General features: G+C 74.5%; 1 protein-coding gene. It reads left to right on the forward strand.

Annotated features, from left to right (window positions below):
• Nucleotides 1-1,022 (forward strand): SDR family NAD(P)-dependent oxidoreductase (locus E4099_RS32360; RefSeq protein ID WP_135342641.1); only part of this gene is annotated, 1,022 nt, incomplete at both ends.

Here is a 1,022-nt window from a genome sequence, read left to right on the forward strand (position 1 = left end):
GGCTGCTGAGGCGGGTGAGTCGCTGGCGGCGGTGTTGCCGGTGCTGTCGGCCTGGCGTCGGCAGAGTCGGGAGCGTTCCCGGGTGGAGGGCTGGCGCTACCGCACCACCTGGTCGCCGGTGGCCGAGTCCGGCACCCCCGCCGTACTCTCCGGCCCCTGGCTGCTGGTGGTGCCCGAGCGCGCTGCCGATACGGCCTGGCTCGGCGAGTGCGCACGGCAGCTGGCTGAGCGGGTACCCGGTCTGGTGACCATGGAGGTCGGCGAGGCCGGCCGCGAGACGGTGGCCGAGCGACTGCGGAAGGCGATGAGTGAGGCCGGAGCCCCGTTCGGCGGGGTGCTGTCGCTGCTGGCCCTGGCGGAGGGGCGCGATCCGCGCCACGCCTCCGTCCCGGCCGGCGTGTCCTCGACCCTGGGCCTGATCCAGGCGCTGGGCGACATGGACGTCGAGGCACCGCTGTGGGGTGCGACCCGGGGTGCCGTCTCGGTCGGCGGATCGGAGAGTCCGCGCAGCGCCGAACAGGCACAGCTCTGGGGGCTTGGCGGCGTGGCCGCGGCCGAGTTGGCCGATCGCTGGGGCGGTCTGCTGGACCTCCCCGAGACGCTGGACGCGCGCACCATGGACCGACTGGTCGCGGTACTCGGCGGAGGGACGGGTGAGGACCGGATCGCCATCCGGCCGTCCGGGCTCTTCGCTCGCCGTGTCGTCCGCGCCGGGGTGCGTGCGGGGGCGCCGGTGTGGCGTCCGTCGGGGAGTGTGCTGGTCACGGGTGGTACGGGTGCGCTGGGCGGGCATGTGGCCCGGTGGTTGGCGGGTGCTGGTGCCGAGCACTTGGTGCTGGTGAGCCGTCGTGGTCCGGCTGCCGAGGGTGCGGAGGAGTTGCGGGCGGAGCTGTCTGAGCTGGGTGCCCGGGTGACGGTCGCGGCCTGTGATGTGGGTGATCGGGAGGCGTTGGCCGGGGTGCTGGCCCGTATTCCGGCGGAGTTCCCGCTGACCGGGGTGGTGCACACCGCGGGCGTGCTGG

The sequence above is a fragment of the Streptomyces palmae genome, from assembly GCF_004684805.1.
Classification (GTDB): Bacteria; Actinomycetota; Actinomycetes; order Streptomycetales; family Streptomycetaceae; genus Streptomyces; species Streptomyces palmae.